This is a genomic window from Campylobacter sp. RM16189 (assembly GCF_012978815.1).
Lineage (GTDB): Bacteria > Campylobacterota > Campylobacteria > Campylobacterales > Campylobacteraceae > Campylobacter_A.
In genome coordinates this window covers 27,039-52,498 of the sequence record NZ_LIWR01000007.1, presented here as the reverse complement: position 1 = coordinate 52,498, position 25,460 = coordinate 27,039, and the positions used below count along the sequence as shown (strand labels likewise).

Genomic DNA, 25,460 nt, shown 5'->3' with positions numbered 1-25,460 from the left:
ATACAAATTATCTTATAAATTTCTTATATACAAGAACCTTTTATCTCATTATACCTTACTTCCACAGAGCGCTTATGAGCTGTCAGTCCCTCTGCTTCCGCAAACCTCATGCAGGCAAGCCCTAATTCGCTTATGCCTTTAGATCCAACAGAGATAATAGAAGTTTTTTTCATAAAATTTTCAACCCCAAGAGGAGAGTAAAATCTAGCACTTCCACCCGTAGGAAGAGTATGGTTTGGTCCAGCCAGATAATCCCCCATGGCTTCAGGAGTAAAGTGCCCTAAAAATATAGCCCCTGCATGCTTAATATCATTCATAATCTCAAGAGCATTATTTGTAGCAATTTCCAAGTGCTCTACCGCAAGCTCATTCATAAGAGACACACACTCGTTTATATCTTTTGCTACTATTATTGCACTTTTATTTTTTATACTTGCTCCAGCTATTTCGCGCCTTTCAAGACTCTTTAATTCCCCATTTATATGCTCTTGAACCTTGGTTGCAAAAGCTTGATTTGGAGTAATTAAAAATGCACTTGCAAGCTCATCATGTTCGGCCTGAGATAGCATGTCTATAGCTATATGGCGAGCATTTGCGCTCTCATCTGCTATTACGCCTATCTCGCTTGGTCCAGCTATCATATCTATATTGACATCTCCATATACAAGCTTTTTAGCAGTTGCCACATAGATATTACCAGGCCCTGTGATTACATCTACTTTTTTAATTAAATTTGTGCCATACGCCATAGCCGCAACAGCGCTCGCACCGCCTACTTTAAATGCCTCTTTTATACCGCATACGTGCATAGCTGCCAAAAGTAGCTTGTTTACTTTTCCTTCAACTGCAGGAGTGCAAACAACTATCTCTTTTACGCCAGCTACTATAGCAGGAATTGCATTCATAAGAAGCGAGCTAGGATATGCTGCCTTGCCACCAGGGATGTAGAGCCCGGCCCTATCAATAGGGGTGTATTTTGCGCCAAGAAGCACATCGACACTATCTCTTTTGGTCCAAGTCTTAGGTATGCTTTTTTCATGATAAGCCTTAATGCGATCATAGGCTAAGTTTAACGCCGCTCTTAGCGAATCGTCAATATTATCATAAGCGTTTTGCATATCTACTGGACTTATTTTAAAGTTACTTTCGTTAGGATTCCAGCGATCAAATTTAGAAATCTGCTCAAAAAGCGCCCTGTCTCCTTCTTTTTTAACATCATTTAAAATTCCAGAAACCACCGGCATAACATGACTCATATCCATATTAGACCTATTTACCAGCTTATCAAATTTCTCTCTAAAATCAGTATCTGTTGTAAGTAAAAATTTCATCTTATCTCCCTCATTTTTATCTTTCTTTCATATCTTATTTTTTGACTAATATTACCTAAAATTCCACCTTGATGGATATATAAAATTTCATTTTTAAATCTATCCAAATTTGCAAAAAGTGTCAAAAGCCCTACAGGATCATAGATTAGATCAAACTCTATGCCTGTTTCTTTTAAAATTTCTTGCCAAATTTCATAAAGCTCAAATTTTAAATCCCCATAGTGATATTTTTTATGAGGATTTAAAATTTCAACCTTTGAATTAGCATCTAGAGCCAAAATCTCGCTTTTTAGGTATTTTACGTCTCCTACACAAGGACAAGTAAATACATCAAATTTAATATGCTTAGCTAAAAATGCTGCACTAGTTCCGGTGCCAGATGGCAAAAAAATATCAAAAATTTTAGAGTGTTTATTGGCCCAAGACTCAATCTCTTTGGCTTGAGAGATAAAGCCCATTTCGGCCTCTTTTTGCCACACTCCTTCGTTTATAAGCAAAGAGTCTTTGCTACTTGCTAGCTCTCTTGCCTTTTGTTCTCGATCTTTATCTATAAAAATTTGCATTCCGTTTTCAAGTGCTAATTTAAAATTTCCGATCGGATTATCGGCTAAATTTGAGTTTAAGCTTGAAACCACATAATAAAACTCAAGCCCCTTTATTTTAGCAAATAAACTTAAGCTATACATCGCATTTGATTGGCTAGAACCATAGCTTACGACTCTCTTGATACCTCTTAAGTCGGCTTTTAAAAAATACTCAAGTTTTCTGGCCTTATTTCCATTAAATTCTCCGCCTATCAGATCATCGCGAAGCAGATAAAAATGAAGTCCCTTAAAGCTAATTTTGTGAATATTTTCTATTTTGTTGCTCCAAAAACTTCTCTATCTCTTGCATAGCCTCTTTGTCCGAAAATGAAATTTTAATCTCAATTCTTTTTGAAGCTTCGACATCTTCCATACCATCTTTAATAACAAGATCGCTAAAACTACGCCCGCTTGCCATCAGATACTCTTCAAGTCTCTTATCTTTATTCCAAGAATAGATAAACTGAAGCACTTCATAAGCTCTTTTTTGAGATAGATCAAGGTTATATAAATAGCTGCCTATAGAATTTGTATGTCCTTCTATAACGATTTTATCTATATGTTTTAATATCTCTTCACTATTTAAAATAGCTTCAAAATAGTTCTGCAATATCTCTTTTAGATGCTCTTTAGAGCTCTCTTTTAATTTGTATGAGCCGGTATCAAAAAGTATAGAGTCAGGAAGTGCGACTACACCGGATGCCGGATCTATATTTACCTTACTTCCAAGCTTATCTTTTAAATTCGATATTACATTTGAGCGAAGTAAGCTAATATTTTTTATCTTGTTTTTAGTATCGTTATAATCAGACTCCAAGGCAAAGTATCTGGAATTTTCTAGTTTTAAATTTGACAACAACTCATTTATCTGTATCTCTTTTTGATTTAGGGTTTGCAATGTTTTAGAAAGTTCAAGACTTAGATCTAAAATAGTCTTATTTGCATCATCAAGCCTATTTTCATAGGAAGAGGTTATACTTTCGAGTTTATCTTTTTGAGCCTTTGTGGCTTCTAGCTGCTCTTTTACTATCTGATTTATATCTACAAGCTCTCTGTTTTCACTCTTTGCGGCATTTAAATTTACAAAAATTTCTTGTATTATCTTCTCTTGTTGTTTTAGTTCATTTTGAGATATTGTGATATTTCTCTCTTGTTCTTTTAAATTTGACTGAAGTTTTATCAGATCGCTTTGGGTTAAAACATATTTAACGACAACTGCTCCTATTATAAGCATAAAGACAAACATAAGCCCAGCCATTAAATCGGCATAAGATACCCAAAAGGTCTGATCTCCGTTTTGTTCGCTATTTCTTATCTTCATTTAACATGCTTGCTTTTTCTATTGTTTGCAAGATCTCACTTGCTTCTTTATCAAGCTCGTCAATATCCTGTTTTAGCTCATTAATAAGATTTATATTGTCATCATAGGCTATATTTTCTTCATTAAAAGCCTCTTTAAAAGCACTCATTCCTTCTATTAGGCTAGTCTTAAATCCATCCATAGCTTGTTTTTGTTTTTCCAATATCTCATCGCTAAAAGTATTAAGTGAGGTGTTGAAATTTTTAATATTATTTTCTAAATCTATAACGCTTTTTTCAAGCTTTAATATGCGCTCATTTCCTACATCATAAAGCTTATTATACTGCTCTGAAAATTTCATCTGCATATCTTTGATATTGATATTAAATTTGTTGATAACATTTAAAATTTCGGCATGAATTTTAACTAGATCCCTTTGATCTTTTGAGGATTTTAAAAGGGCTGTCATGGTCTGTTTTATATGTTCGCTGCTAAGTTTTACAGCATCTCCCTCTGTTTTTACAATATCGCTAAATACTTTAAATTTATTATCTATAGTCTTATTAAGTTCTGCAAAAAATTCTTGATTGCTTACATGCTCAAATATTACACCTATCTTTTCAAAATGGCTTAAATTTTCTTGCAAAAATCTTCTATCAATCTCTTCTTTAGTCCAAAAAAACGAACTTGTAGAATTCTTTTGTCTTCTAACTAAAATTTCAAAACGACTCATTCCGTATTTTTCAAAAAATATCCACCAAAGAGCTAAGAATATTCCGTAAATTGAGACATAAAATGCGGTAGCAACGCCACTTAAAAGCATTGAAATCTCTTTTTCAAGCCCAATAGTATTTGATGAGTTAAACTCAGGCATAGATAAAGCTATACTTATAAATGTTCCCAAAATTCCAAACATAGGAAAGATGCCAGCACCCACTGAAGCAAAATTTTCATTTCTTAAATTTCTAGTATAATACTCTACAAAATCATCGAAACTAGCGTTTGACTTCGTATCTTTTCCGATCACCAAGAGATGTTTGATAATATACTCTTTTAAATTTCTCTTAAAATCAGCTCCACTTTGCTCAAAGTGACAATAGGCAAGCTCGGCGCTGTTTTTAGCAAAAATCAAAGCGATAAAAAGTATTATACCCATCATTATGACAGTATGAAGACCCACTTTAAAATCTATAACTTTAAAATAACCAAGAAGAACAATAACATATATAGCAATCGGCAAAAATACTATTTTTAAATATACCAGAGCCGACTTTCTATTCTGCGCTTCAGGCAGAGCAAGTTCGGCTAAGGTATCGTTTTTTAAACCCATATACAACCTTAATTTCTATTCAAGCAGTTTAAATCCTCAAATGCTGTAAGTAGGCGTTTCACCATAGACTCTTCTCCGCCTCTTAGCCATTTTCTAGGATCATAATATTTTTTATTAGGTTTATCATCACCTTCAGGATTTCCTATTTGACCTTGCAAATAGGCTCTATTTTTTAGTTCATATTCCCTCACTCCATCCCAAAACGCCCACTGAGTATCGGTATCTATGTTCATCTTAATTACACCGTAGCTAACAGCATCTTTAATATCTTTTAACTCACTTCCACTTCCACCGTGAAATACGAAATTTACAGGTTTTTTGCAAGTTGTGTTAAATTTTTTACTAACAAATTCCTGAGAATTTTTTAATATTTCAGGTCTTAACACCACATTTCCTGGCTTATAAACTCCATGAACATTACCAAAGCTGGCCGCAATGCTAAATTTATCGCTTATCTTGCCAAGTCTTTCGTAAGCAAGAGCCACATCTTCAGGTTGTGTGTATAAAAGAGCATTATCTACGCCAGTATTATCGACACCGTCTTCTTCCCCGCCGGTTACTCCAAGCTCGATTTCTAGACTAATTCCTAGTTCGCTAAGCTCTTTTAAGTATTTTTCGCAAATTGAGATATTTTCTTCTAAACTCTCTTCGCTAAGATCAAGCATATGAGAGCTAAAAAGTGGTTTGCCGTGAAATTTCTTATATTCACGGCTAAATTTAATAAGTTCATCTATCCATGGGAGCAATTTTTTTGCGGCATGATCAGTATGAAGGATTACAGGCACACCGTAATGCTTAGCCAATAAATGCACATGTTGCGCTCCTGCAACCGCTCCAAGAACGGCTGCATTTTCACAGGCCTTACCAGCATAAAATCCGGCTCCACCGTTTGAAAACTGAATAATAACAGGTGCTTTAGCTGTCTTTGCGGCTTCTAATACTGCATTTACCGAATTACTTCCTACAACATTTACCGCAGGGATCGCAAACCCTTCGCTTTTAGCATATTCATAAAGTTTATTAACATCATCTCCTACCAAAACTCCTGGCTTTACGATATCCAAAACACCCATTTTGCACCTCTTTTTAATTATTTATATTCAACTTTTGCTTTAGCGCGAAGATCATCGCCACGTTTTTTCATCTCGTCTCTAAATTTTTCCATTTTTAAATTACTCTCGATGTGGCCTTTAACCTCATTAAGAGTAGCTGTTCCTGCATTTTTAGAGTCCTCTTTAAATATTACGTGATAACCAAACTGTGTTTGAACAGGTTTTGTTGTAATTTCACCTTTCTTAAGTGCAAAAGCAGCATCTGCGAATGGTTTTACCATTTGAGATTGACCAAACCAGCCTAGCTCACCGCCGTTAGCGCCTGAACCGGGATCTATTGATTTAGCTTTGGCTATCTCTTCAAATTTTTTAACTAAAGCATCTCCTTTTAGACCTTTTAGCTGATTTATTATATCAACTGCATCTTTTTCAGCAGATACTAAAATATGTTTAGCTTTAGCTTGTGCAGGCTCTGCAAATTGATCTTTATTTTTATCGTAAAAATCCTTCACATCTTTTTCGCTTACTTTAATATCGTTAAAAATTTTTCTCATCCAAACATCTAGCGCTACATTGTCTTTTAAAGTCTCTATAGCATTTTTATATTCGCTATCTTTCTCTATTCCGCTTTTTTTAGCCTCTTTAGTAAGAAGCTTTCTAGCTATAGTCTCGTCTATTACCTTTTTTTGAGTATCTTTAGGAAGTTGTTCAATAGTTACTCCAGGCATAGCACCAAGTGTAAGTTGCACATCTTTTTCTTCTATATTCATACCATCAACAGTTGCATAAACAGCTGCATTTAGGCTCATAGCAGCCGCTAAACTCAAAGCTCCAAACAAAACCTTATTCATCATGCGAATCCTTTTAAAAAAATTTACGCTCGATTATACCAAGAAAGTTGTTAAGAATAGGTTATAATTCATTGAAATTTTAAACTAAAAAGGCTGAGTAATATCATTGAGAACGAAAAAAGATATACAAAATATAAAAAATAAATTTTTAGCAAATTTTGAAAACGCAAGAAGCGAACTTCAGTTTAGAAACCTATATGAACTCATAGTATGTGTGATGCTATCTGCACAATGCACCGACAAGAGAGTAAATCTAATAACACCTGAGCTTTTTAAGGCATATCCCGATATAAATTCAATGGCAAATGCAAATTTGGCGAGCGTAAAGATGCTGATACAAAGTTGCAGCTTCTTTAACAACAAGGCTGAAAATTTAATCAAAATGGCAAAAAGTGTTATGGAAAATTTCGGCGGAGAGATTCCATTAAACGAAAAAGATCTGGTAAGTCTTGCCGGAGTCGGACAAAAGACCGCTCATGTAGTACTTATAGAGCATAACGGCGAAAATTTAATGGCTGTGGACACCCATGTATTTAGAGTCTCTCATAGACTTGGTTTAAGCAGCGCTAAGACTCCTGAAGCCGTAGAAATAGATCTAACCAAGGCTTTTAAAACTGATCTAAATATACTTCATCAAGCTATGGTCTTATTTGGCCGATATACCTGCAAAGCGGTTAAACCAAAGTGTGAAGAGTGCTTTATGAGTGAGCTTTGTAAAAGCAAGGATAAGAGAATTTAAAATTTAAGGAGTGCAAATCAAACCATATCATGACTGATTTGCACTTAAAATTATTAATTAATATGCAAAAATCTACTGCATACGTGCAACTATATTTCTAACGACCTTATCCATCATCTCAACCGACTCTATCTCGCAGTGCTCGTTTACCGAGTGAGGCGAGTGGATGTTCGGTCCGATAGAGCAAGCTTCAAGGCTCGGTTGCTTGCTTACTAAAATTCCGCATTCAAGTCCGGCATGAACGGCTGAAAATTTAGCTTCAGGCTTAAATTTCTTAAGCTCTTCAAGCACTACTTCGCTAAACTCGCTAATCGACGGACTCCAGTTAGCCGAGCGGTCCCTTACGCTAACGTCAAAGCCAAGAGCATCAGCTAAAGTCTTAGTCTCAAAACCTACGATATCAAGCCCTTCTCTAGTCATAGCTCTTCCGAAGAAGTCAAATTCCACCAAGCCATCTTTTTGCTTGACGGTTGAGAGATTTATGCTGTTATTTACCATATTTAGCTCGACATTATAGCTTCTTACGCCTTGCGGGAATGAGTTGATAAGGGCTAAAATTTTACCGCTGTGAGCCAGCACCTCGGCACTATCTTCATTAAGAGCAACTACTTCTACAAGGCCGTCTGATTTTAGCTCTTGCGCGCAAAGCACCTTACATCTTGCATTTGCAGGGATAGAGTTGCTTCTTTCGCCAAAGTCAAGGCTGATCAGCTCACAACCGTTTTCGGCTAAAAATTTGCCGATTATCTTTATGGAGCTTGGGATGTTTTTATGAATTTCATTACCCGAGTGACCACCCGGAAGTCCGGTAACGCTTACTTCATAAACTTTTCCGCTTTTTTTAACTTTTTCATCGCTTACCTTTGCGCTTACGTTTATACCGCCTGCGCAGCCTAAAGTCACACGATCATCTTCTTCGCTGTCTAAATTTAACAAATTTGGAGCGATAATCTTACTTTTAAATCCGTTTGCGCCTACAAGCCCAACCTCTTCATCATTTGTAAACAGACACTCTAAATTCGCAAACTCTCTCATCGCACCCATCATCATGGCTACGCCTATGCCGTTATCTGCACCTAAAGTTGAGTTTTTAGCTCTTAAAATCCCGTTTTCTTCGATAAGCTCTAGCTTTGGAGCAGCACCTACGCAAACCATATCATAGTGGCTTTGAAGGCAAATTTTAGGATTTCCTTTGTGAGCGTGTATATTTCCAAGCTCGTCCACATCTACATTAAAGCCTTGAGATTTGGCAAATTCTACCAAGAATTCTCTCATCTGTTCTGTCTCATAGCTACAATGAGGAATTTCGCAAAGCTTTTTAAAGTCGCTCATAACGTCATTTTTTTGCATTTCTACTCCTTTAAGTTGTTTATTATCTTACCTTTATAGCCTGTGGTTGCTACCGCGTCTAAGAGTTGTTGCTCGCTTATATCTTTAAGCGTTTTAACAACTGCCGTCTTATCGCGCAAACTAGCCTTTACCTCTTTTACGCCATCTACTTTTAATAGCGCTTTTCTAACCATAGCCGTACAAAGCGGACAGTGCATCTCCTCAACCAAAATAACAACTTTTTGATCGGCAAACGAAAAAGCGCAAAGAAAGATAAGAGCGATAAATTTACGCATAGATAGCCCCCAAAACTTCAGGATATGATAGCAAAATAAACACAAAAACAGCTAAAAAAACATATATCAAAAGCCATTTTTTGCCTGTTTTTTTAAGCGAGCAACTTCTATCTTTTTTAAAAAAATAAAATATAGAAAGAGCCAAGCAAACAAGGGCAAGAATACTTAAAATCCCTCTAAATTCGCTTAGCTGCTCGGCAAAACCAAAAAGAGTAAATGTAGATCCAAATATCAAAAAAACAAGTGCCGGCAAGCAGCAAAGTGTAGCCGCAAAAGCACTTATTATCGAAGCGATGGCTAAAAACACACTTCTCAAGCTTTTAACTCTTGTGCGGTATAGTCGTAGCTAAAATCTTGTGGCGAATAATAATTTGCCGTATTTCCGTCAGTTTCCGCATACGGATAGCCGAAGTTATTTAGCGGGATTTGCTCAGGCTCGGGCTTCAAGATGAAGTCGCGTCCGTAGTTAAAGCCTACCCAGCACATCTCCCAGTTACCAAAGAGATATTCGCGAATTTTGTTTAATTTCTCATCGCTATTGCTTAGCTTTTCACCTAGACGCACTTTAGTAACATCGGCAGGATCTACGGGTATCCAGCCGTATCCTTTAAGATAAAATTCCGCTCTACAATGCTGTCCGCCTGAAATTTTAGCAAGTCCGTTTTCATCCGCCTTGCCCATCTCGTTTGAAAATCTGCTTTGACCGACTCTTATGCCAAAGAGCTCTCTAGCAGGTATGCCAACCGCCCTGCAAAGCCCTACGAAAACGGAGTTTATATCGGTGCATTTGCCCACGAGCTTTCCGCTTTCAAGTATCGCTTTTACATCTCCTAGACCGCATCCTATGACGCTGTTATCCCGCTCCATAGTATTTGCCACCCAAGTGTATATAGCTTTTGCCTTTTCAAGATCGCCCTTTATGCCTTTTACGATCTCTTCGGCTTTTTGCTTTACTATGCCTGTATTTGGGATTTGTTTAGTAGGTTTTAAGAAAAACTCTATCTCAGGGCTAAGTTTTTCGTTTTCGTTGAAATTTACCTTGCTAAAATCAGTATTTCTCTCCTGTGTCCGGACACGAAATTTAAGCTCTAAATTCGCATCTTTTTCATCTTCGCCAAATCCCGCATAAAGCGTAGGTATCACAAGATCTGAGATATAGTGTTCTTTTGCGTTTGTCGATACATCATAGTTGCTTACAAGCTGCTGATATTCGTTACCGACAAGAAGCGGAACCCAAAGCCTGCTAAGCTTACCCTGCTCTTTTAAACTATGCTTTAAGCTAACGTCAAAAATTCTATTTTTGTTAGGCGTCTTAATCGCCTCACTATTAGCTAAAACAACATTAGGCGCAAAACTAGCCGCACCGACAACCGCACTAAATTTGAAAAAATCACGTCTTTGCATGAAAATGCCTTATATAAATATAGTTGCACCGCAACTCTTAAGAGGTATTTTACTTGCTAATTACTAAAATTAGTTTGAAATTTTTATACTACTTAAATGCTATAAATGTGGCGAAATTTGCCCATCTAAACAAGCACTCCACACTCTTAAATCCCGCATTTAAAGCAAGCTCTCTGTTTTCGGCTTCAGTGTATGGTATCAGCACGTTTTCAAGAGCTTCTCGCTTTTGAGCGATTTCGAATTTAGAATACCCTTGATTTAGCTTGTAGTTTTCGTAAATTTCGATGATATTTTTACTTAATGTCTTATCTTCAAATATCATCTTTTCGCTAAAGACGAAAATTCCGTTTTCATTTAGGCTCTCATAAATTTTGCCCACGAATTCCTGTCTTTTTATAGGGCGGATAAACTGCAAAGTATAGTTCATCAGCACCGCATCTTGCACACCTAAATCGCACTCTAATATATCGGCAAGCTCAAGGCTTATGTTAGCTCCATACGCTCTTATCTTTGCGTTTGCGTTTTCAAGCATGGCGGCTGCGTTATCTATGCCGCGCAAATTTAGATCACTTCTTGCCTCATAAAGCCTAAGTAGCGTGGAAGCCGTAGAGCAGCCAAGATCGATCACGCAAGCCTGCTTTTTCAAAGTCTTTACAAGAAATTCCACGATAAGACCTTGCGCGATATCATAGTGTGGCACCGAGCGGTTTATCATATCATCAAAGACACTAGCCACTGCAGCGTCAAATTCAAACTGCTTTTTTATCGGCTCTTTAAAAATTTCATCTCTCATCTTACGCCCTGCTTCCAACTACCATCTTATCGTCTATATATAGATCACAAGTTCCCACAAACTGCGAAGCCTGCTTGATATCAAGCCTGATCTGCTCTTTTAGCTCGCTTAAATTTCTAAATTTCATATTGCCGCGAAGTCGCTTGATAAAGCATACCGCTACATGGCTGGCACTTGGTATGTTTTCGTTTATCACGTGAGTTTCTACGCTAAATTTGCCATCCGTGCTTAAGCGATTGCCGATAAAAGTTACCGAGCCATAGGTATTATAGCCGATTCTTGTGCGCGTTGCATAAACGCCCTCGATAGGCAAAAGATAGTTTTTTACATCCAAATTTAGAGTCGGCACAAGCTCTTTTTGCCCTATTCCTTGACCTTTGATCACATCGCCTTCGATTGAGTATTCGCGTCCCAGTAGGTGATTTGCCTCATAAATTTTTCCCTGTTTTATAAATTCTCTAATAGCCGAGCTATGCACACCCATCCCGTCAAAACAATATTCTTGCACGATATCAACTTGCCCGTCAAAAATTCGCTTTAAATCATACTTGTCCCACGCTCTGTTTCGCCCAAATCTAAAATCAAATCCCACGACTATCTTTTTTAAATTTTTAAAATCTCTTTTTAAAAGATCGATAAATTCAGGTCCGCTCAAGCCTTTTATGTCTGCAAAATTATATAAAAAGCAAGGATATCTCGAGTATTCAGCGCGTTTAAGCTTTGGAGTAAGATTGGCTTTATCCTTATCTATAACAACTAGTCCGCCAAATTCGCCCAAACGATCCAAAAGCTGCCTATGTCCGCGATGAACTCCATCAAAATGCCCGATCGCAACAGCCGTTATATCAGACTTTGTTAAAAGAGTAGAAAAATTCGGCATTTCCTTCCTTTCCTCTTATCTCGCACTGCTGGCATGCTCTTAACACTAAGCCCAAATTTGCAGCCGCAAGCTCAAATTTAGCCCTTGCTTGCGACACCGCTTTAGCATCGGTTACGACGCCTTTTTTGTTGCGTTTAGCCTCGCGCCCTACTTCAAACTGGGGCTTAAAGAGTATTATTATATCCTTTTTTGCGACTCTAAAAATATCAGCCAGTATCTGAGTTGCTGAGATGAAGCTCACATCGCAGGTTACTACATCAAATTTCATACTTTCATCTTCAAATTTCGCCTCGCGAGCAAACTCTCTTATGTCGGTATCTTCTTTTACCTCGACCCTACTATCGCTTTTTAAGCTCTCATCAAGCTGGCTATTGCCCACATCAAGCGCGGTTACTCTACTTGCGCCCTCTTTAAGCAAAATTTGCACGAATCCACCTGTACTACTACCGATATCAAGAGCTGTTTTGCCCTTTAAATCAAGCTTATAATGTTCTAAAAAGCTCTTTAACTTAAGCGCTCCTCGTCCGACATAAACCTCTTCAAGCAAATTTATCTTGTCATCTTCGCCAGCTTCTTTATTTGGCTTTGTCTCAACTTCGCCGTTTAGTAAAATTTTACCCGATTTTATGAGCTCGCTAGCCTTGTTTCTGCTGATATCAAGCCTTTGTGCCACAAACAGATCAAACCTCATCACAACCCCTAAAAACAGCCAAATTTAACCTCAAAGCATCTCCACAAGTTCTTCTTCGCTTATCACTCTAACGCCAAGTTCGCGCGCCTTATCAAGCTTACTTCCGGCTTCACTTCCAGCCAAAACAAAATCCGTCTTTTTAGAAACCGAGCCTGAAACCTTAGCGCCGTGAGCCTCTAAAATAGCCTTAAATTCATCCCTGCCCTTACTAAGTGTGCCCGTTATCACAAAGATTTTGCCGCTTATATCGCTTTGTTTAACTTCAAATTTCTCAAATTTCGGAGTTACGAAGCTTAAAAGCTGGGCTAAATTTTCTCTATTTACCTGCATAAACTCCACATAGCTCTCAGCCATCGCGTCACCAAAACCGTCAATGCTCATAAGCTCCTCATAGCTAAGTTCTAGCCACTTGTCGCCAAACTGTCTTGCTATCTTCTTAGCCGCAACCTCTCCGATATGCTCGATACCAAGACCGGTTATGAAGCTATGCAGATTCGGAGTGCGCGCGATATTAATAGCATTTAGCAAATTTGAAATTTTCTTATCCTTAAAGCCCTCAAGACTTGATAATTCATTTGCGCTAAGCCTGTATATATCGGCTATTTTATTTACAAAACCCGCCTCAAACAGCTGATTTACGATAGCTTCGCCAAGCCCGTCGATATTTAGACAGCGCTTTGAAGCGTAGTGGATGAGTGAGTTTATGACGCGTGCCTTGCACTCTAAATTTTGACACTTGATAAAAACCCCTTCATCAAGCAGCATAGTACCGCAAACCGGGCAGTTATGCGGACGCTCTATCGGCGTTTCGCAGCCGTTTCTGCGCTCTTTAAAGACTCCCGTTATCTTTGGTATCACATCGCCTGAGCGGATAATGCTTATAAAATCACCTTTCATAACGCCAAGGCGCTTAATCTCATCGAAGTTATGAAGAGTGGCTGATTTAACCTTAACGCCGTCGATATTTACCTCATCAAGCACGCCTACGGGAGTTACGACACCGCTTCTTCCCACCTGAAGCGCCACATCAACAAGCCTTGTCGTCTTTTCAATCGCAGGAAATTTATAAGCGACCATAAATTTCGGGAATTTTTCGGTGTATCCAAGCTCGTTTGAAAACGCTACATTATCAACTCTTACGACCATTCCATCCATCATAAATGGCTTATTTTCACGCAAATTTAGAAGCTCACTGTAAGCGGTTTTTATCTCTTCAAGATTAAGGCAAATTTTAAAAAACTCCTCGCGCTCAAAGCCAAGCGAATAGATAAACTCCATGATCTCAGAGTAGTTTTTAAGCCCTAAATTTTGAGCACCATACCCCCACGGACGAAACTGAAGCCGTCTGCTCGCCGTTATCTTGCTATCAAGCTGCCTTAGACTACCTGAGGCTGCGTTTCTAGGATTTGCAAGCTGGGTTTCGCCTCTTTGCATGCGAGCTAAATTTATCTCGTCAAAATCACTCTTTGAGATTACAACTTCACCGCGAATTTCGATCTTGCCGCTATAAGCGATAGTTGTCGGGATATTTTTAATCACCCTTGCATTTGTCGTTACATCTTCGCCAGTTATGCCGTTACCGCGAGTTATAGCGCGTTTTAGCTCGCCGTTTTCGTAAAGAAGATTAAGACTAGCTCCGTCAAATTTAGGCTGGATAACAAATTTTTGACCGAGCTTATCGCCTCGGTTTAGCCAAGCTACCAGCTCTGCTTCGTCAAATATATCCTCCATGCTCCACATGCGCTCTACGTGATCAGCCTTTACAAAGCCCTCGCTTACCTCTCCGCCGACTCGCTTAGTCGGTGAAAACATCGAAATTTCAGCAGGGTTCATACGCTCAAACTCAAGCACTCTGTGATAAAGCTCGTCATACTCCTCATCAGTCGCGATCGGAGCATCATCTTCGTAATACGCCTTCGCCCACAAATTTAGCAGATCAACGCTTTTTAGATACTCTTTTTTATCCATTTTGGCTCCAAAGGCTTAAATTTCTCATCGCTTCATCCATCTTAAACATCTGCACATGCTCGCTTACATCGTGTGTTCTTATTATGCTTGCACCGTTTTCAAAGGCTTTTTGATGCAGATACAAACTCCCCGGGAGTCGCTTGCTAACCTCGCTTGGGCTATAAAAATTTATGACGGACTTTCTGCTTGCGCCAACCAAAAGAGGCAAGCCAAAGTGCAAAAAATGCTCCAAATGCTTTATCAAAAGCAAATTATCTTGCGGAGTTTTTCCAAAGCCGATACCGACATCAAGCACGATATCTTCACATCCCAGCTCGCGCACTTTAGCGATTTTATCCGCGAAAAAGCTATCTATCTCGCCGAGTAGATCATCATAATGCGGACTGTCTTGCATATTTTCAGGACTGTTTTGCATATGCATGAGGCAGTACTGCACGCCGTACTTAACGGCAAGGCTAGCTAAATTTGTATCTGCCGTGATATCATTTATCATCTTAAAGCCGTGATTTAGGGCGTATTCAAGGCAGTATTCATCAAAGCTATCAAGGCTAAATTTCGCCTTTTCATGCAAATTTAGGCGGTAAATTTCAGCCACGATATCCTTAAGTCGCTCAAACTCGATTTCAGCGCCTACGTATTTACTGCCCGGACGCGAGCTAACCGCGCCCACATCGATATACTCAGCACCTTCTGTTATCATTGCTTCTATCTTTTTTATACCGCTTTTTGTATCTACTCTGCTTTGGGCGTTAAAGCTATCTTCATTTACATTCACAACACCCATGATTTGGGGTTTAATTGGTTTTTTAAAGCTTGATTTTAAAAATTTAGCCAAATTTTTAAGTCCAAAATCCTGCGCAGCTTCTTTTTTTGCAAGCTCTTTTATCTGTGCATCGGTTGCGATTAAAAGCGCAGTTGAGTTCTCGCCGTTTAAAATCGTATCTTTATGCGTTACAAGCTCGGCTCCTATGCTAAGCGCGTCTTGTTTTAGTATGTTTGCAGCAGGCGATCGGATATCTTTTAAAAGGAAAAAATTTAGATTCGCCTTTTTTTTCATTATCGCCTGGCCTTCTTTGCTTGGGCTAATAAATTTGCAAATTTCATCGAAATTCGTGTCTTGATTTATCTTAAAAATTTTCACCTTCGGCCCTTTTCATATATCATCAGCAAAATCGGCGTTAAAAGCGCATGTGATTTCGTATTTAGCTCGGCAAGTTTAACCGCCTTGTAAAAGTAGCTTAATTCATCTTGACTAAATTTAACTCCCGCTTCGCTAGCTTCTAGGGCAATTGACGAAATTAACTCCTTTAGCTCGTTTTTACCGAGCTTGTCGGCTCTTTCAAGTTCGATTTGTTCGTCTATGAAGCGATAAATTTCTTTTAACTCAAGACGAGTGAAATTTAACCCGCTTTTTATGCGTTCTTTTTTTATAAGCCTATTTTCAGTGATTAGACGTGAGCGAATCGTTTGAAGTAGCATGTTTTTAGATTCACAAGCGATTATAAATTTAATATTTCTAGGAGGCTCTTCTATGATCTTAAGGAGTGAATTTTGAGCTTCTATGCGAAAATTTTTAGCCATCACGACAAGCAGTTTTTCGCTATTTTCTGCGATATAAGCCTCAGCTATGACCTCTTTTGCATTTTCAAGCAAGAAATCTTCGGTTATAAAAAATCTTAAAAAATTTGGATCATAAAGCCTTAAAAGCTCCTCCTTTAAAGCTTCAAAATCACTCGTGATAACAATCTTGCTATGCATGAAATCTAAAGCATCACTTTAGCAAAGAGCGCGGCATCAATGCTTTTATCAAAAAGTTTATAAAGCGATAAAAGCTTAATATCCAAAAGCTCGTCGCTTGAGCTTAGATAAAAGCTGTTTTGCGCCTGCTCGTCAAACAGCCACATGTAGCTATCATCCTTGCCTTTGGCTATCTGCGCGCTTTTGTCGTTGCTTTTTCCGACGTAAAAGAAGACATAGCCGTTTGGAAAAGCAAGGCTTAGCATATCCTGCAAAAGAGAAATTTCTTCTTTTGAAGATATTGAGTCAAAAGACGGATAAAGAGCTCTAAGTGAGAAAAATGGCAAGACAGGACGCGAATTTGTGGGTTTATTTATATTTTTTAAAAAATATTTCTCAAACCAAAACCTTTCGCTATCGGTTATCAGGATAAAAACGCGCCCTTCGAGTAAAAATTTTAGCTTTGATGCAAGCAAAGGCGTCCATTCCGTGCGCCTTTCTTCCATCCAGCTCATTAGCGAGCCTTCATCTCTAATTGCCTCTAATGTCCACTTTATAAAATCACTCATTGGTCTAGCTTGTATGCCTGATGTAGCGCTCGAACCGCAAGTTCTCCATATTTTTGATCTACTATGACTGAAATTTTAATCTCGCTTGTTGATATCATCTGTATATTGATGCCCTCTTTTGCAAGAGTTTTAAACGCCAAAGATGCTACACCACTATGGCTCTTCATACCAACGCCCACTACCGATACTTTTACTATATCTTCGCTATACTCCACATGTTTTGCAGCGGCTAATTTATCCATGCACTCTTTTGCTACAGCAAGTTCATTTTGGGGAACGGTAAATCCTAAATTTGTAGTGCCATCTTGCCCTACGTTTTGAATTATCATATCAACATTTATGTTTTTTTCTGCCAAGGCCGAAAAGATCTCAGCTGCGATTCCAGGCTTGTCCACTACTCCTCTTAATGTTACTCTCGCTTGGTTTCTATCAAGTGCTATTCCGCTTACTAAAACTGCTTCCATATTCTCTTCCTTTGTTATCAATGTTCCTTCATTATGATTAAAACTACTTCTTGTGACTAAATTTACATTTAATTTTTTAGCCAGCTCAACAGAGCGATTTTGCAATACTTTCGCACCCAAGCTTGCAAGCTCAAGCATCTCATCATAGCTTATCTTATCAAGCTTTTTAGCTCTGCTTTCTATTCTAGGATCTGTTGTATAAACTCCGTCCACATCTGTATAAATTTCACACAAATCAGCGTTTAAAGCTCCTGCAATGGCAACAGCGCTTAGATCACTTCCTCCGCGTCCTAAAGTAGTGACATTTCCATCCTGATCTATACCCTGAAAGCCAGCCACGACCACTATCTTACCATCATCAAGCTCACTTCTCATACGCTTTGTGTCTATCATCTCTATTCTTGCTCTTGTATGAACATTATCTGTTATGATTCCAGCCTGCCTTCCAGTAAGTGCTACAGCCTTATAACCCATATTATTAAGAGCTATTGTAAGAAGTGCACAAGTAACTCGCTCGCCAGAGCTTAAAAGCATATCCATAGCTATAGTATCGGCATTTTTAGTAAAATAATCGGCATACTCTATAAGCTGATTCGTAACTCCGCTCATAGCTGAAACTACCACTACTAAATCGTTGCCCGCTTTTTTATTCTCAATCACTCTTTTGGCAACATTTTCTATTCTATCAAGCGTTCCTACGCTTGTTCCGCCGTATTTTTGAATGATTAGCATTAGATAAATCCTTTCTTTTTAAAGTATCCCATAACTTTAGTGTAAATCGGTTTTTTAAAATGATTAATGTCATTTAACGCCTCATCGGTAGGGACAAATTTATACTCATCAAATTCAGGGGTTTTAGTCTTAATGTCTATCCTAGCTCCGGCCTTTAATCTTACTAGAAAATATTTTTGAGTTTGACCGTCATAGGGATATTTTTTAGCTTTTAAGACATTTGGTGGAAAATCATAACTAAGCCAGTCAGGATACTCGCATAAAATCTCAACCTCATCGGTTCCGATCTCTTCCTTAAGCTCTCTTAAAAGAGCCTCCCTAGGCTTTTCTCCTTCATCAATCCCACCTTGCGGAAACTGCCAAACACCTTGCAAATCACATCTTTGAGCTATAAAAACCCTACAATCAAAAGGGTATGTGGCAGCCAAAACAACGGCGGCAACGTTTGATCTGTAGCTTTTTTGCATAGATTAAAACCTAAATGTAAAATTTGATAGATTTTAACTTAAAAGAGTTTATATCAAGCTTTAAATCGAGCTTTTAAAAAGATAAAGAGCAACTTGATTTTACATTTTCACACGTTTGTATTTAATTCAAAAAAGATGCCACTAAAATATAAAACTATGTGAAATACAAACTTTTGTATTATAATTAACTCAATTTTAAACGTAAGGCAAAAATGCTCCTATATATACATATTCCGTTTTGCGAAAGTAAATGTCCATACTGCGCCTTTGGATCGCTTGTAGGCAAAGAAAATTTAGCCAAAAGCTATTTTAAAGCTTTGATAGATGACCTGAAAGCTCAAATTTGCAAATTTGATGTTAGGAAAAATAGTATAACAAGCGTTTTTATAGGAGGCGGTACTCCAAGCGTGATTGATGCAAATTTATATGAAAATTTATTTTTTGAAATTTCTGCATTTTTAGCTTCGGATGCCGAAATAACGGCCGAAGCAAATCCGAATTCAGCAAATTTAGTTTGGCTAAAAAAGATGATGGGCTTTGGGGTAGACCGCATTAGTTTCGGAGCTCAAAGCTTTTTTGAAGATAAGCTTAAATTTCTTGGTAGGACTCATAGCTCATTTGATGTATATGAAGCAGTAAAAAACGCAAAAAAGGCAGGATTTGACAACATAAACGTAGATTTAATATATGGCACAAAATTTGATACTAAAAAACGGCTTGATATAGAAATAGAAAATATAAAAAATTTAGAGATATCTCATCTGTCGGCTTACTCTTTAACCCTTGAAGAAAAGACCCCATTTCAAGGCAGGATAAGCTATAAAAAGGATAGTCCGATACTAGCTAAATTTCTTATAAGCCAGATAGAAAAAATAGGCTTAAAACAGTATGAGATATCAAATTTTGGTCAAATTTGCAGACATAATCTTGGATACTGGCAAGGACAAAATTATCTTGCCATAGGAGCTTATGCAGTAGGATTTATGAATGAATTTAGATTTAGAAATAGTGACAATTTAAACGCCTATATAAAAAATCCGCATGAAAAAAATATAGAAAATCTAAGCTTGAAAGAGCAAAATTTAGAGCATATATTTTTAGGAGCTAGAAGTATAGTTGGGATTGAGGCTTCAAGATTATCAAAAGAGCAAGTTGCTAGAGCCAAGATTTTACACAAAAATAAAAAGCTTAATTTTAGAGATGGGCGATATTTTGCAACAAATTTTTTACTAGCAGATGAAATTTCTCTCTTTATAGTTAACTAATTTATAGAAAATTGAGCAAAAAGCTGATAGAATATTTGATTTAAAATGTAAATTTAGGATATTAAATGTTTGGTATGAGTTTGCCCGAAATAATTATCATAGCAATCATAGCAGTTTTGTTTCTAGGTCCGGATAAGCTTCCTAGTGCAATGGTTGAGATAGCTAGATTTTTTAAAACTATTAAAAAAACAGTCAATGATGCAAAGGCTAATTTTGATCAGGAGATTAAAATTGCAGAGCTAAAAGAAGATGCGAAAAAGTATAAAGAAAACATCACAAAAACTACTGAAAGTGTTCGCAAGAAGCTTACTTTTGAAGAGCTTGATGAGCTAAAAAAGGGCGTAAATGATGTAACCGGCGGACTTAACAAGAATATATCAGACATAAAAAGCAGTATTGACAATATAAAAAATCCACAAAATATAGTAAAAGATGCGGTTTTGGGCGATAAAAACAACGAAGAAAAGAAAGAGGCATAATGTTTGAAGAGTTAAAACCGCATTTAGTAGAGCTTAGAAAGAGGCTTTTCATAAGTGTTTCTGTTGTATTTGTAATGTTTATTGTGTGCTTTAGCTTCTGGAATCCAATCCTAGCTATCATGACCGCCCCTCTTAAAAATGCTCTTCCGGCCGGAAGCAATATCATCTTTACTCAGGTTCAAGAGCCATTTTTTACAGCTATGAAGGTAGCGTTTTTTGCCGGATTTATGTTTTCACTTCCTGTAATATTCTGGCAATTTTGGCTATTTGTAGCACCAGGACTTTATGAAAATGAAAAAAAATATGTAATTCCTTTTGTATTAGCAGCTACATTTATGTTTTTAGTTGGTGCTGCGTTTTGTTACTATGTGGTAATTCCTATCGGCTTTGTATTTCTTATAAATTTTGGCGGAGAATTATTTACCGCACTTCCTAGCATAGGGCAATATGTAGGCTTTTTTACTAAGCTTTTAATAGCTTTTGGTATAGCCTTTGAGCTTCCTGTTATCACTTTTTTCTTGGCTAAATTAGGACTAATAACCGACGCAACACTTAAAAATTCGTTTAGATATGCGGTGGTAATTATATTTATATTTTCTGCCATTATGACTCCTCCTGATATCATAAGCCAATTTTTAATGGCAATCCCTCTAATAGGGCTTTACGGATTGTCTATTTTTATAGCCAAACAGATAAATCCGGCTCCAAAAGAAGAGGAAGTTCAAGAAGAGTCAAAAGAAGAACCTAAAAAGCAGCAAGACAGCGACGATGACGATGACGAAATATACTACAATGGCGACTGATATAGATCTGCTATCAAGCTACGACTACTATCTTCCACCAAATTTGATAGCCTCCACTCCAACATTGCCAAAAGAGGAGGCAAGACTGCTTGTATATGAACGGGGCAAGGACAAAATACACCATCTGAAATTTAAAAATCTACACGAAATTTTACCGGATTGTTCCATTATTTTCAACGATACAAAAGTAGTAAAAGCCAGAATTTTAGGCAAAAAAAACAGCGGAGGATCAAGCGAGATACTGCTAAATACTCCTCTTAACGATAATAAATTTAGCGTCTATATAAAAGGCAAAGTAAAAATAGGAACTTTAATAAAATTCGATAAAGATTTGGTTGCGAAAGTTTGTGAAATTTATGAAGATGGTACAAGAGTGGTTGAATTTACTCAAAACGGCCAAATTTTAGATGCCGCCAGTCTATTTGACCTACTTGAAGAGATAGGGCATGTGCCGCTTCCTCCGTATATAAAAAGAGCTGATAACAAAGATGATGAGAGCTGGTATCAAAGCATATTTGCAAAATATCACGGCGCAGTAGCAGCTCCTACGGCAAGCCTTCACTTTAATGACGAGATGATAAAAACACTAAAAAAAGATCATGATATAAATTTTCTCACACTTCATGTCGGAGCTGGGACATTTAAAAGTGTAGAGTCTGAAATCATAAGGGATCATCTTATGCATGGCGAGTTTTATCAAATCCCTAAAGATACTCAAGAGCTAATAAATTCAAATAAGCCGATTTTAGGTATTGGAACAACAGTAACAAGGTGCGTAGAGGAATTTGCAAGAAGCAAAATATCAAGCGGCGAGTGTAAGCTATTTTTGAATTTATACAATAGACCTATTCGTCAAAACTATCTTCTAACAAATTTTCATCTTCCCAAGTCAACCCTCATAATGCTAGTAACAAGCTTTATAGGTCTTGATAAGACAATGGAAATTTATAAAACGGCAATTGAAAAAGAGTATAAATTTTACTCTTATGGTGACGGAATGCTAATTATTTAGGATAAGCAATGGAATTTAGCGCAATACTTTTCATAATTCTTTTTCTATATCTAATGCTGCTTGTAGCATACTATATACATTCTAAAAATTTAAATGAAAAATTTACCAACAAAAGAGTTAGGCTACTTAGAAAAAACCCTGAGTTTCAATCCGGTAATACAAGAAGAAAAATAGCACAAATGGATATATTAGAAAGCATGTTCTTTCTAATGAATTCATTAAACGAAGATTCAAAAAAAAATAATAACACAGTACTGCTTGATTACAACATGAACTATCCAAGGACATTTGATGCGGATTTTTCCAATGTCGTTAAACTAACAGATGCGCTAACTCAAATAATGCTCTTAAATTTGTCAAATTCAACAATAATTATTAAATTTTTATTAAGCAATTACAGTAAAAGACAGATCAAATTTACAATCTCAGTATGGGCCAATAATAGTTTTTACACAGATTCCATAAATAAAAGTATGATACATACGACTATGACACCGAAAAGTAGAAAGTTTTTTCGTTTAGCCCAAGAAATATCGAATAAAAATGGTTCCGCAGTATCGTTTCAATATGAGTCAAAAGGATATTTAAAAGCATCTGCCGACATATCCCTTGATCTTTCAGACGCTAAAACGGATACGCTTGAAGGATTAAAAATAGAGTATCCAAAAAACTTTACTGTATTAATAGCCGAAAAAAATCAATATTCGTTTGATATTTTAAAGAAAGAACTTGAATTTATGAATATTGACGTTAAACCAACTTCTGATCTAAACATAATCAAAAGACATATAGAAGATAATATTTTTAGACCGGATATGGTGTTTATGCAAGCAGATATTATAGATGATACAAACTTAAAAGATATAGAGAGTTATCTAATAAATAAAAAAATATGCTTGGTTATAATCAAAAACAATCATGATGGTTTAAAAATAAATCCTAATATATACGTGCAATACTTATCTCAGCCCTACACTCCAGACACTCTAATTTGTATTATTAACAATGCCTACAAACACCGTTATCATAGAGTATAAAAATATAACTATACTTTAATATATCTCTTTAAAATAATCATCGCAGCTATGCTGTCAAGCTTGCCGTCTCGTTTCGTGTCCGTATAAATTTCGCTTGCTTCAAAGCTACTCATCGCCTCATCGACATAGACTATCTCGCCGCTAAAATTTAGAAGCGATACGAAGTGGCTTATGCGCCTTCTCATCTCATCTTCGCTACTTCCACCAAGTGGAATGCCTACGACTAAGGTTTTTGCATTTAGCTCTGATAAAACGGTGCTCACGTCGCGAGCTGCTTGGTTGCGATTTTTTCTAAGAACTGGTTTTTGAGGCATCACTACGCTACCTACTGCCAGAGCCACTCCAATTCTTTTTAGCCCCACATCTATAGCCACTATGCTCATGCCAGATTAACCCTTAAACCTGAAATTTTCAGCCTGCCAAGAAGCTCGTATTCGTAAATTTGACTACCGAATTTTGCCAAGGCATCATCTAAATCTACTCCATTTTTGCAAAATTCTAAAATTTCATCTTTTGTGACATTTGCTACTTCGCCAAATCGCGTAGCAAATTTATCAAAATCATTTATTAGTTCGGCTTTTTTAAGAGCCAAAAGCTCATTTGTTCCTCTACTATCATTAATCCTTTGAGGCAAAACGTAAATTTTAATACCAAGTTCATATGCCATTCTTGCACTCTGCATTGAACCACTTAAAAGATCGGCTTGAGCCACGATAAGAGCTTGAGATAGGGCCACCACTATACGATTTCTCTGCAAAAACTGATAACCTCTAGGCGTAACATCCGGAGCATATTCGGTTATGGCAAGAGAATTTCGATAGATCTCATCTATCATTTTAGCATTTGATTGAGGATAAATTCTATCAAGTCCATTTCCAAAAACGGCTATAGTATTAGGAAAGGCTCCTTTATGGGCCGCTATATCCACACCAATAGCAGCTCCACTAACCACACAAACTCCAGAATATGATAGGATTTTAGCCAGATTAAAAACACAATCCTTGGTATATGCGCTAGCCTTTCTAGAGCCTACTATAGAGACCAAAGGCATATTTAAAAGCTCTAAATTTCCTTTGTAGTATAGCTGATCGGGAGGATTTTTAAGCCTATTTAGCTGTGACGGAATTTTACTTAAAGTATTCACAGGGCATCTTTTAGATAGACTACTTCAACGTCTTTTAAAATATCGCCGCTCTGCCTTAAAACTTCAAGTGTATTTTTATAAGGATGTCCTATAGCTATGGCCTTTGAGTTCTTTTTAGCTAATTCTATAGCATATTTGAGCTGTTTTCTAATAGTATTCTTATCATCCTGATGATCTAAAAACACATCCCTTACGATATATGGCATAGAATGATTTCTAGCAGCTTCTTCAACCTTGCTATTTGATATGGTCTTGCTATCTATAAAAATAAGATTTTCATTTTTTACAGCCCTCATCATCCTATTCATAGCATCAAGATCACTCGTAAATTTACTTCCGGTATGATTATTTATATACATTAGTTCCGGAAAATCTCTTTTGATATCACGTAATCTTTTTAAAATTTTATCATAGCTATCGTTGGTATGCAGGGTATTTATCTCCTCTTTTTTAAATCCATGAGCCTGCATTGGTAGATGAATCATATAGAATTTAAACCTTTTTGCAAGCTTTGGGGTATCAGGATGATGCTTTGTCGGAGGAAAAATAGACGGAGTGAGCTTTAAATTTATAGCCTTTACGGCATCCACCTGATGCTTATAGGCAATATCGTCGATTATAATTACTAATTTTGGTTTAGAAGAAGATGATCCCTTGCTATCTAGCGTAAATTTTTGATTTTTATCTACATCATTTTTTTTATCTTTTTTTGTTGCATTTCTCTCTACAATCTCTATATGAATTTTATTTCCAGACTCACTTATCTTTCGCTCTTTTGGTTTTATTAACTCTTTTTGTTTAGATAAATTCACATCATTTTTCTCCATGCTCTTTATTATATTTTTTATAGCACGGTTTTCATTTTCAGTTAAATTTAGATCCTTTATTGATCTCTTTTTTTCTAAATTTGACTCTTTGTTTTTTGTTCTTTCTTGTGCTTTTGACTCAAATTTTAGAGCAGACTCTTTTTTAGCACTATCTCTTTTTATCTCTTGTTTTTGACTATCTAAGTATTTTTCTATCTTATTTATAATTTGTATATTATTATCGCTTTTACTATATAGATAGTTAAGTAGAAAATATGTAACAGCACCTACGCCTAAAGCTATAAGCAGGATTATAAAATAGCTCCAAAAGGAGCGTGTTTTAGCACTATGCTTTACACGCCTTTTGGTAGTTTTTCTCTTTGTTCTTGGACTCAAA

General features: G+C 36.9%; 28 protein-coding genes. 6 read left to right on the top strand and 22 right to left on the bottom strand.

What is annotated here, in order from left to right; genetic code table 11:
• Window positions 1-23: 23 nt before the first annotated feature.
• From hisD to CDOM16189_RS06405, 6 genes are read right to left on the bottom strand one after another with little or no spacing between them, the layout of a single operon-like run.
• Window positions 24-1,331, bottom strand: a complete 1,308-nt coding sequence (gene hisD, locus CDOM16189_RS06430; protein ID WP_169974917.1) for a histidinol dehydrogenase — start codon at window positions 1,329-1,331, stop codon at window positions 24-26.
• Complete coding sequence (locus CDOM16189_RS06425) at window positions 1,328-2,128, bottom strand: 1-aminocyclopropane-1-carboxylate deaminase (protein WP_169975104.1); 801 nt, start codon at window positions 2,126-2,128, stop codon at window positions 1,328-1,330. Before CDOM16189_RS06425 ends, hisD begins: the two co-directional genes overlap by 4 nt.
• Before the next feature lie 40 nt (window positions 2,129-2,168).
• On the bottom strand, window positions 2,169-3,236 hold the full coding sequence (locus CDOM16189_RS06420; protein ID WP_169974915.1) for an OmpA family protein: 1,068 nt from the start codon (window positions 3,234-3,236) through the stop codon (window positions 2,169-2,171).
• Entirely contained in the window at window positions 3,220-4,545 is a 1,326-nt protein-coding gene (locus CDOM16189_RS06415; RefSeq protein ID WP_169974913.1) for a MotA/TolQ/ExbB proton channel family protein, read from the bottom strand. The genes CDOM16189_RS06420 and CDOM16189_RS06415 overlap by 17 nt, the downstream gene beginning before the upstream one ends.
• An 8-nt stretch (window positions 4,546-4,553) precedes the next feature.
• Window positions 4,554-5,618 (bottom strand): class II fructose-bisphosphate aldolase, encoded by a 1,065-nt coding sequence (fbaA, locus tag CDOM16189_RS06410; RefSeq protein WP_169974911.1) that lies wholly within the window; start codon window positions 5,616-5,618, stop codon window positions 4,554-4,556.
• Between the two features lie 17 nt (window positions 5,619-5,635).
• Window positions 5,636-6,448 carry a peptidylprolyl isomerase gene (locus CDOM16189_RS06405; RefSeq protein ID WP_169975102.1) on the bottom strand — a complete coding sequence of 271 codons (813 nt, stop codon included), beginning with the start codon at window positions 6,446-6,448 and terminating at the stop codon, window positions 5,636-5,638.
• A gap of 106 nt (window positions 6,449-6,554) precedes the next feature.
• On the opposite strand from CDOM16189_RS06405, the gene nth reads away from it, so the two are divergent.
• On the top strand, window positions 6,555-7,187 hold the full coding sequence (gene nth / locus CDOM16189_RS06400) for an endonuclease III (protein WP_169974909.1): 633 nt from the start codon (window positions 6,555-6,557) through the stop codon (window positions 7,185-7,187).
• Between the two features lie 72 nt (window positions 7,188-7,259).
• Here the strand turns inward: nth and CDOM16189_RS06395 are convergent, their stop codons facing one another.
• From CDOM16189_RS06395 to CDOM16189_RS06335, 13 genes are all read right to left on the bottom strand, one after another.
• Window positions 7,260-8,537, bottom strand: coding sequence for a M20/M25/M40 family metallo-hydrolase (locus CDOM16189_RS06395; protein WP_169974907.1), 1,278 nt, complete (start codon window positions 8,535-8,537; stop codon window positions 7,260-7,262).
• 2 nt (window positions 8,538-8,539) lie between these two features.
• Window positions 8,540-8,812, bottom strand: coding sequence for a heavy-metal-associated domain-containing protein (locus CDOM16189_RS06390; RefSeq protein ID WP_169974905.1), 273 nt, complete (start codon window positions 8,810-8,812; stop codon window positions 8,540-8,542).
• Complete coding sequence (locus CDOM16189_RS06385) at window positions 8,805-9,119, bottom strand: aryl sulfotransferase (RefSeq protein WP_349304337.1); 315 nt, start codon at window positions 9,117-9,119, stop codon at window positions 8,805-8,807. The genes CDOM16189_RS06390 and CDOM16189_RS06385 overlap by 8 nt, the downstream gene beginning before the upstream one ends.
• Window positions 9,120-9,124: 5 nt before the next feature.
• Entirely contained in the window at window positions 9,125-10,216 is a 1,092-nt protein-coding gene (locus CDOM16189_RS06380) for a transglutaminase family protein (RefSeq protein ID WP_169974901.1), read from the bottom strand.
• An 88-nt stretch (window positions 10,217-10,304) separates the two neighbouring features.
• On the bottom strand, window positions 10,305-11,009 hold the full coding sequence (cmoA, locus tag CDOM16189_RS06375) for a carboxy-S-adenosyl-L-methionine synthase CmoA (RefSeq protein WP_169974899.1): 705 nt from the start codon (window positions 11,007-11,009) through the stop codon (window positions 10,305-10,307).
• Window position 11,010: 1 nt separating this feature from the next.
• Window positions 11,011-11,889, bottom strand: coding sequence for a bifunctional riboflavin kinase/FAD synthetase (locus CDOM16189_RS06370; protein WP_169974897.1), 879 nt, complete (start codon window positions 11,887-11,889; stop codon window positions 11,011-11,013).
• Complete coding sequence (gene tlyA, locus CDOM16189_RS06365) at window positions 11,855-12,580, bottom strand: 23S rRNA (cytidine-2'-O)-methyltransferase TlyA (RefSeq protein WP_169974895.1); 726 nt, start codon at window positions 12,578-12,580, stop codon at window positions 11,855-11,857. Before tlyA ends, CDOM16189_RS06370 begins: the two co-directional genes overlap by 35 nt.
• 30 nt (window positions 12,581-12,610) lie before the next feature.
• Window positions 12,611-14,548: an NAD-dependent DNA ligase LigA gene (gene ligA, locus CDOM16189_RS06360; protein WP_169974894.1), complete on the bottom strand. Its 1,938-nt coding sequence runs from the start codon at window positions 14,546-14,548 to the stop codon at window positions 12,611-12,613.
• Complete coding sequence (gene folP / locus CDOM16189_RS06355; protein ID WP_170000863.1) at window positions 14,541-15,689, bottom strand: dihydropteroate synthase; 1,149 nt, start codon at window positions 15,687-15,689, stop codon at window positions 14,541-14,543. Before folP ends, ligA begins: the two co-directional genes overlap by 8 nt.
• A complete protein-coding gene (locus tag CDOM16189_RS06350; protein WP_170000862.1) occupies window positions 15,686-16,306 on the bottom strand; it encodes a DNA polymerase III subunit delta' in 621 nt (206 codons plus the stop codon). The genes folP and CDOM16189_RS06350 overlap by 4 nt, the downstream gene beginning before the upstream one ends.
• A 5-nt stretch (window positions 16,307-16,311) precedes the next feature.
• Window positions 16,312-16,854 carry a HobA family DNA replication regulator gene (locus tag CDOM16189_RS06345; RefSeq protein ID WP_170000861.1) on the bottom strand — a complete coding sequence of 181 codons (543 nt, stop codon included), beginning with the start codon at window positions 16,852-16,854 and terminating at the stop codon, window positions 16,312-16,314.
• Window positions 16,851-18,050, bottom strand: a complete 1,200-nt coding sequence (locus tag CDOM16189_RS06340) for an aspartate kinase (protein ID WP_169974886.1) — start codon at window positions 18,048-18,050, stop codon at window positions 16,851-16,853. Before CDOM16189_RS06340 ends, CDOM16189_RS06345 begins: the two co-directional genes overlap by 4 nt.
• The gene (locus tag CDOM16189_RS06335; protein ID WP_169974884.1) at window positions 18,050-18,517 is read right to left on the bottom strand and encodes an RNA pyrophosphohydrolase; all 468 of its coding nucleotides are present in this window, start codon (window positions 18,515-18,517) and stop codon (window positions 18,050-18,052) included. The genes CDOM16189_RS06340 and CDOM16189_RS06335 overlap by 1 nt, the downstream gene beginning before the upstream one ends.
• Before the next feature lie 212 nt (window positions 18,518-18,729).
• On the opposite strand from CDOM16189_RS06335, the gene hemW reads away from it, so the two are divergent.
• The 5 genes from hemW to CDOM16189_RS06310 all read left to right on the top strand — a co-directional run bounded on the left by hemW (window position 18,730) and on the right by CDOM16189_RS06310 (window position 23,113).
• Window positions 18,730-19,782 carry a radical SAM family heme chaperone HemW gene (gene hemW / locus CDOM16189_RS06330; RefSeq protein WP_169974882.1) on the top strand — a complete coding sequence of 351 codons (1,053 nt, stop codon included), beginning with the start codon at window positions 18,730-18,732 and terminating at the stop codon, window positions 19,780-19,782.
• A gap of 65 nt (window positions 19,783-19,847) precedes the next feature.
• Complete coding sequence (tatB, locus tag CDOM16189_RS06325; protein WP_169974880.1) at window positions 19,848-20,261, top strand: Sec-independent protein translocase protein TatB; 414 nt, start codon at window positions 19,848-19,850, stop codon at window positions 20,259-20,261.
• On the top strand, window positions 20,261-21,064 hold the full coding sequence (tatC, locus tag CDOM16189_RS06320; protein WP_169974878.1) for a twin-arginine translocase subunit TatC: 804 nt from the start codon (window positions 20,261-20,263) through the stop codon (window positions 21,062-21,064). Before tatB ends, tatC begins: the two co-directional genes overlap by 1 nt.
• Window positions 21,036-22,076, top strand: coding sequence for a tRNA preQ1(34) S-adenosylmethionine ribosyltransferase-isomerase QueA (gene queA / locus CDOM16189_RS06315; RefSeq protein ID WP_502707257.1), 1,041 nt, complete (start codon window positions 21,036-21,038; stop codon window positions 22,074-22,076). The genes tatC and queA overlap by 29 nt, the downstream gene beginning before the upstream one ends.
• An 8-nt stretch (window positions 22,077-22,084) precedes the next feature.
• Window positions 22,085-23,113, top strand: a complete 1,029-nt coding sequence (locus tag CDOM16189_RS06310; protein ID WP_169974876.1) for a hypothetical protein — start codon at window positions 22,085-22,087, stop codon at window positions 23,111-23,113.
• 8 nt (window positions 23,114-23,121) lie between these two features.
• On the opposite strand, the gene ruvX is transcribed toward CDOM16189_RS06310, so the two are convergent.
• From ruvX to CDOM16189_RS06295, 3 genes are read right to left on the bottom strand one after another with little or no spacing between them, the layout of a single operon-like run.
• Window positions 23,122-23,496 (bottom strand): Holliday junction resolvase RuvX, encoded by a 375-nt coding sequence (gene ruvX, locus CDOM16189_RS06305; protein ID WP_169974874.1) that lies wholly within the window; start codon window positions 23,494-23,496, stop codon window positions 23,122-23,124.
• Window positions 23,493-24,257, bottom strand: a complete 765-nt coding sequence (locus CDOM16189_RS06300) for a DNA-processing protein DprA (protein WP_169974872.1) — start codon at window positions 24,255-24,257, stop codon at window positions 23,493-23,495. The genes ruvX and CDOM16189_RS06300 overlap by 4 nt, the downstream gene beginning before the upstream one ends.
• Window positions 24,254-25,459, bottom strand: coding sequence for a divergent polysaccharide deacetylase family protein (locus CDOM16189_RS06295; RefSeq protein ID WP_349304336.1), 1,206 nt, complete (start codon window positions 25,457-25,459; stop codon window positions 24,254-24,256). Before CDOM16189_RS06295 ends, CDOM16189_RS06300 begins: the two co-directional genes overlap by 4 nt.
• Window position 25,460 lies beyond the last annotated feature (1 nt).

Bases quoted from the DNA above. Each gene is read 5' to 3' on its own strand.
- hisD (WP_169974917.1), bottom strand. From the start codon at position 1,331: ATGAAATTTTTACTTACAACAGATACTGATTTTAGAGAGAAATTTGAT.
- CDOM16189_RS06335 (WP_169974884.1), bottom strand. From the start codon at position 18,517: ATGCAAAAAAGCTACAGATCAAACGTTGCCGCCGTTGTTTTGGCTGCC.
- fbaA (WP_169974911.1), bottom strand. From the start codon at position 5,618: ATGGGTGTTTTGGATATCGTAAAGCCAGGAGTTTTGGTAGGAGATGAT.
- CDOM16189_RS06350 (WP_170000862.1), bottom strand. From the start codon at position 16,306: ATGCATAGCAAGATTGTTATCACGAGTGATTTTGAAGCTTTAAAGGAG.
- tatC (WP_169974878.1), top strand. From the start codon at position 20,261: ATGTTTGAAGAGTTAAAACCGCATTTAGTAGAGCTTAGAAAGAGGCTT.
- tlyA (WP_169974895.1), bottom strand. From the start codon at position 12,580: ATGAGGTTTGATCTGTTTGTGGCACAAAGGCTTGATATCAGCAGAAAC.
- ruvX (WP_169974874.1), bottom strand. From the start codon at position 23,496: ATGAGCATAGTGGCTATAGATGTGGGGCTAAAAAGAATTGGAGTGGCT.
- CDOM16189_RS06390 (WP_169974905.1), bottom strand. From the start codon at position 8,812: ATGCGTAAATTTATCGCTCTTATCTTTCTTTGCGCTTTTTCGTTTGCC.
- queA (WP_502707257.1), top strand. From the start codon at position 21,036: ATGACGAAATATACTACAATGGCGACTGATATAGATCTGCTATCAAGC.
- CDOM16189_RS06345 (WP_170000861.1), bottom strand. From the start codon at position 16,854: ATGAGTGATTTTATAAAGTGGACATTAGAGGCAATTAGAGATGAAGGC.
- CDOM16189_RS06415 (WP_169974913.1), bottom strand. From the start codon at position 4,545: ATGGGTTTAAAAAACGATACCTTAGCCGAACTTGCTCTGCCTGAAGCG.
- CDOM16189_RS06420 (WP_169974915.1), bottom strand. From the start codon at position 3,236: ATGAAGATAAGAAATAGCGAACAAAACGGAGATCAGACCTTTTGGGTA.
- tatB (WP_169974880.1), top strand. From the start codon at position 19,848: ATGTTTGGTATGAGTTTGCCCGAAATAATTATCATAGCAATCATAGCA.
- CDOM16189_RS06370 (WP_169974897.1), bottom strand. From the start codon at position 11,889: ATGCCGAATTTTTCTACTCTTTTAACAAAGTCTGATATAACGGCTGTT.
- cmoA (WP_169974899.1), bottom strand. From the start codon at position 11,009: ATGAGAGATGAAATTTTTAAAGAGCCGATAAAAAAGCAGTTTGAATTT.
- CDOM16189_RS06340 (WP_169974886.1), bottom strand. From the start codon at position 18,050: ATGCTAATCATTCAAAAATACGGCGGAACAAGCGTAGGAACGCTTGAT.
- CDOM16189_RS06395 (WP_169974907.1), bottom strand. From the start codon at position 8,537: ATGCAAAAAAATGACGTTATGAGCGACTTTAAAAAGCTTTGCGAAATT.
- hemW (WP_169974882.1), top strand. From the start codon at position 18,730: ATGCTCCTATATATACATATTCCGTTTTGCGAAAGTAAATGTCCATAC.
- CDOM16189_RS06405 (WP_169975102.1), bottom strand. From the start codon at position 6,448: ATGAATAAGGTTTTGTTTGGAGCTTTGAGTTTAGCGGCTGCTATGAGC.
- CDOM16189_RS06380 (WP_169974901.1), bottom strand. From the start codon at position 10,216: ATGCAAAGACGTGATTTTTTCAAATTTAGTGCGGTTGTCGGTGCGGCT.
- ligA (WP_169974894.1), bottom strand. From the start codon at position 14,548: ATGGATAAAAAAGAGTATCTAAAAAGCGTTGATCTGCTAAATTTGTGG.
- CDOM16189_RS06310 (WP_169974876.1), top strand. From the start codon at position 22,085: ATGGAATTTAGCGCAATACTTTTCATAATTCTTTTTCTATATCTAATG.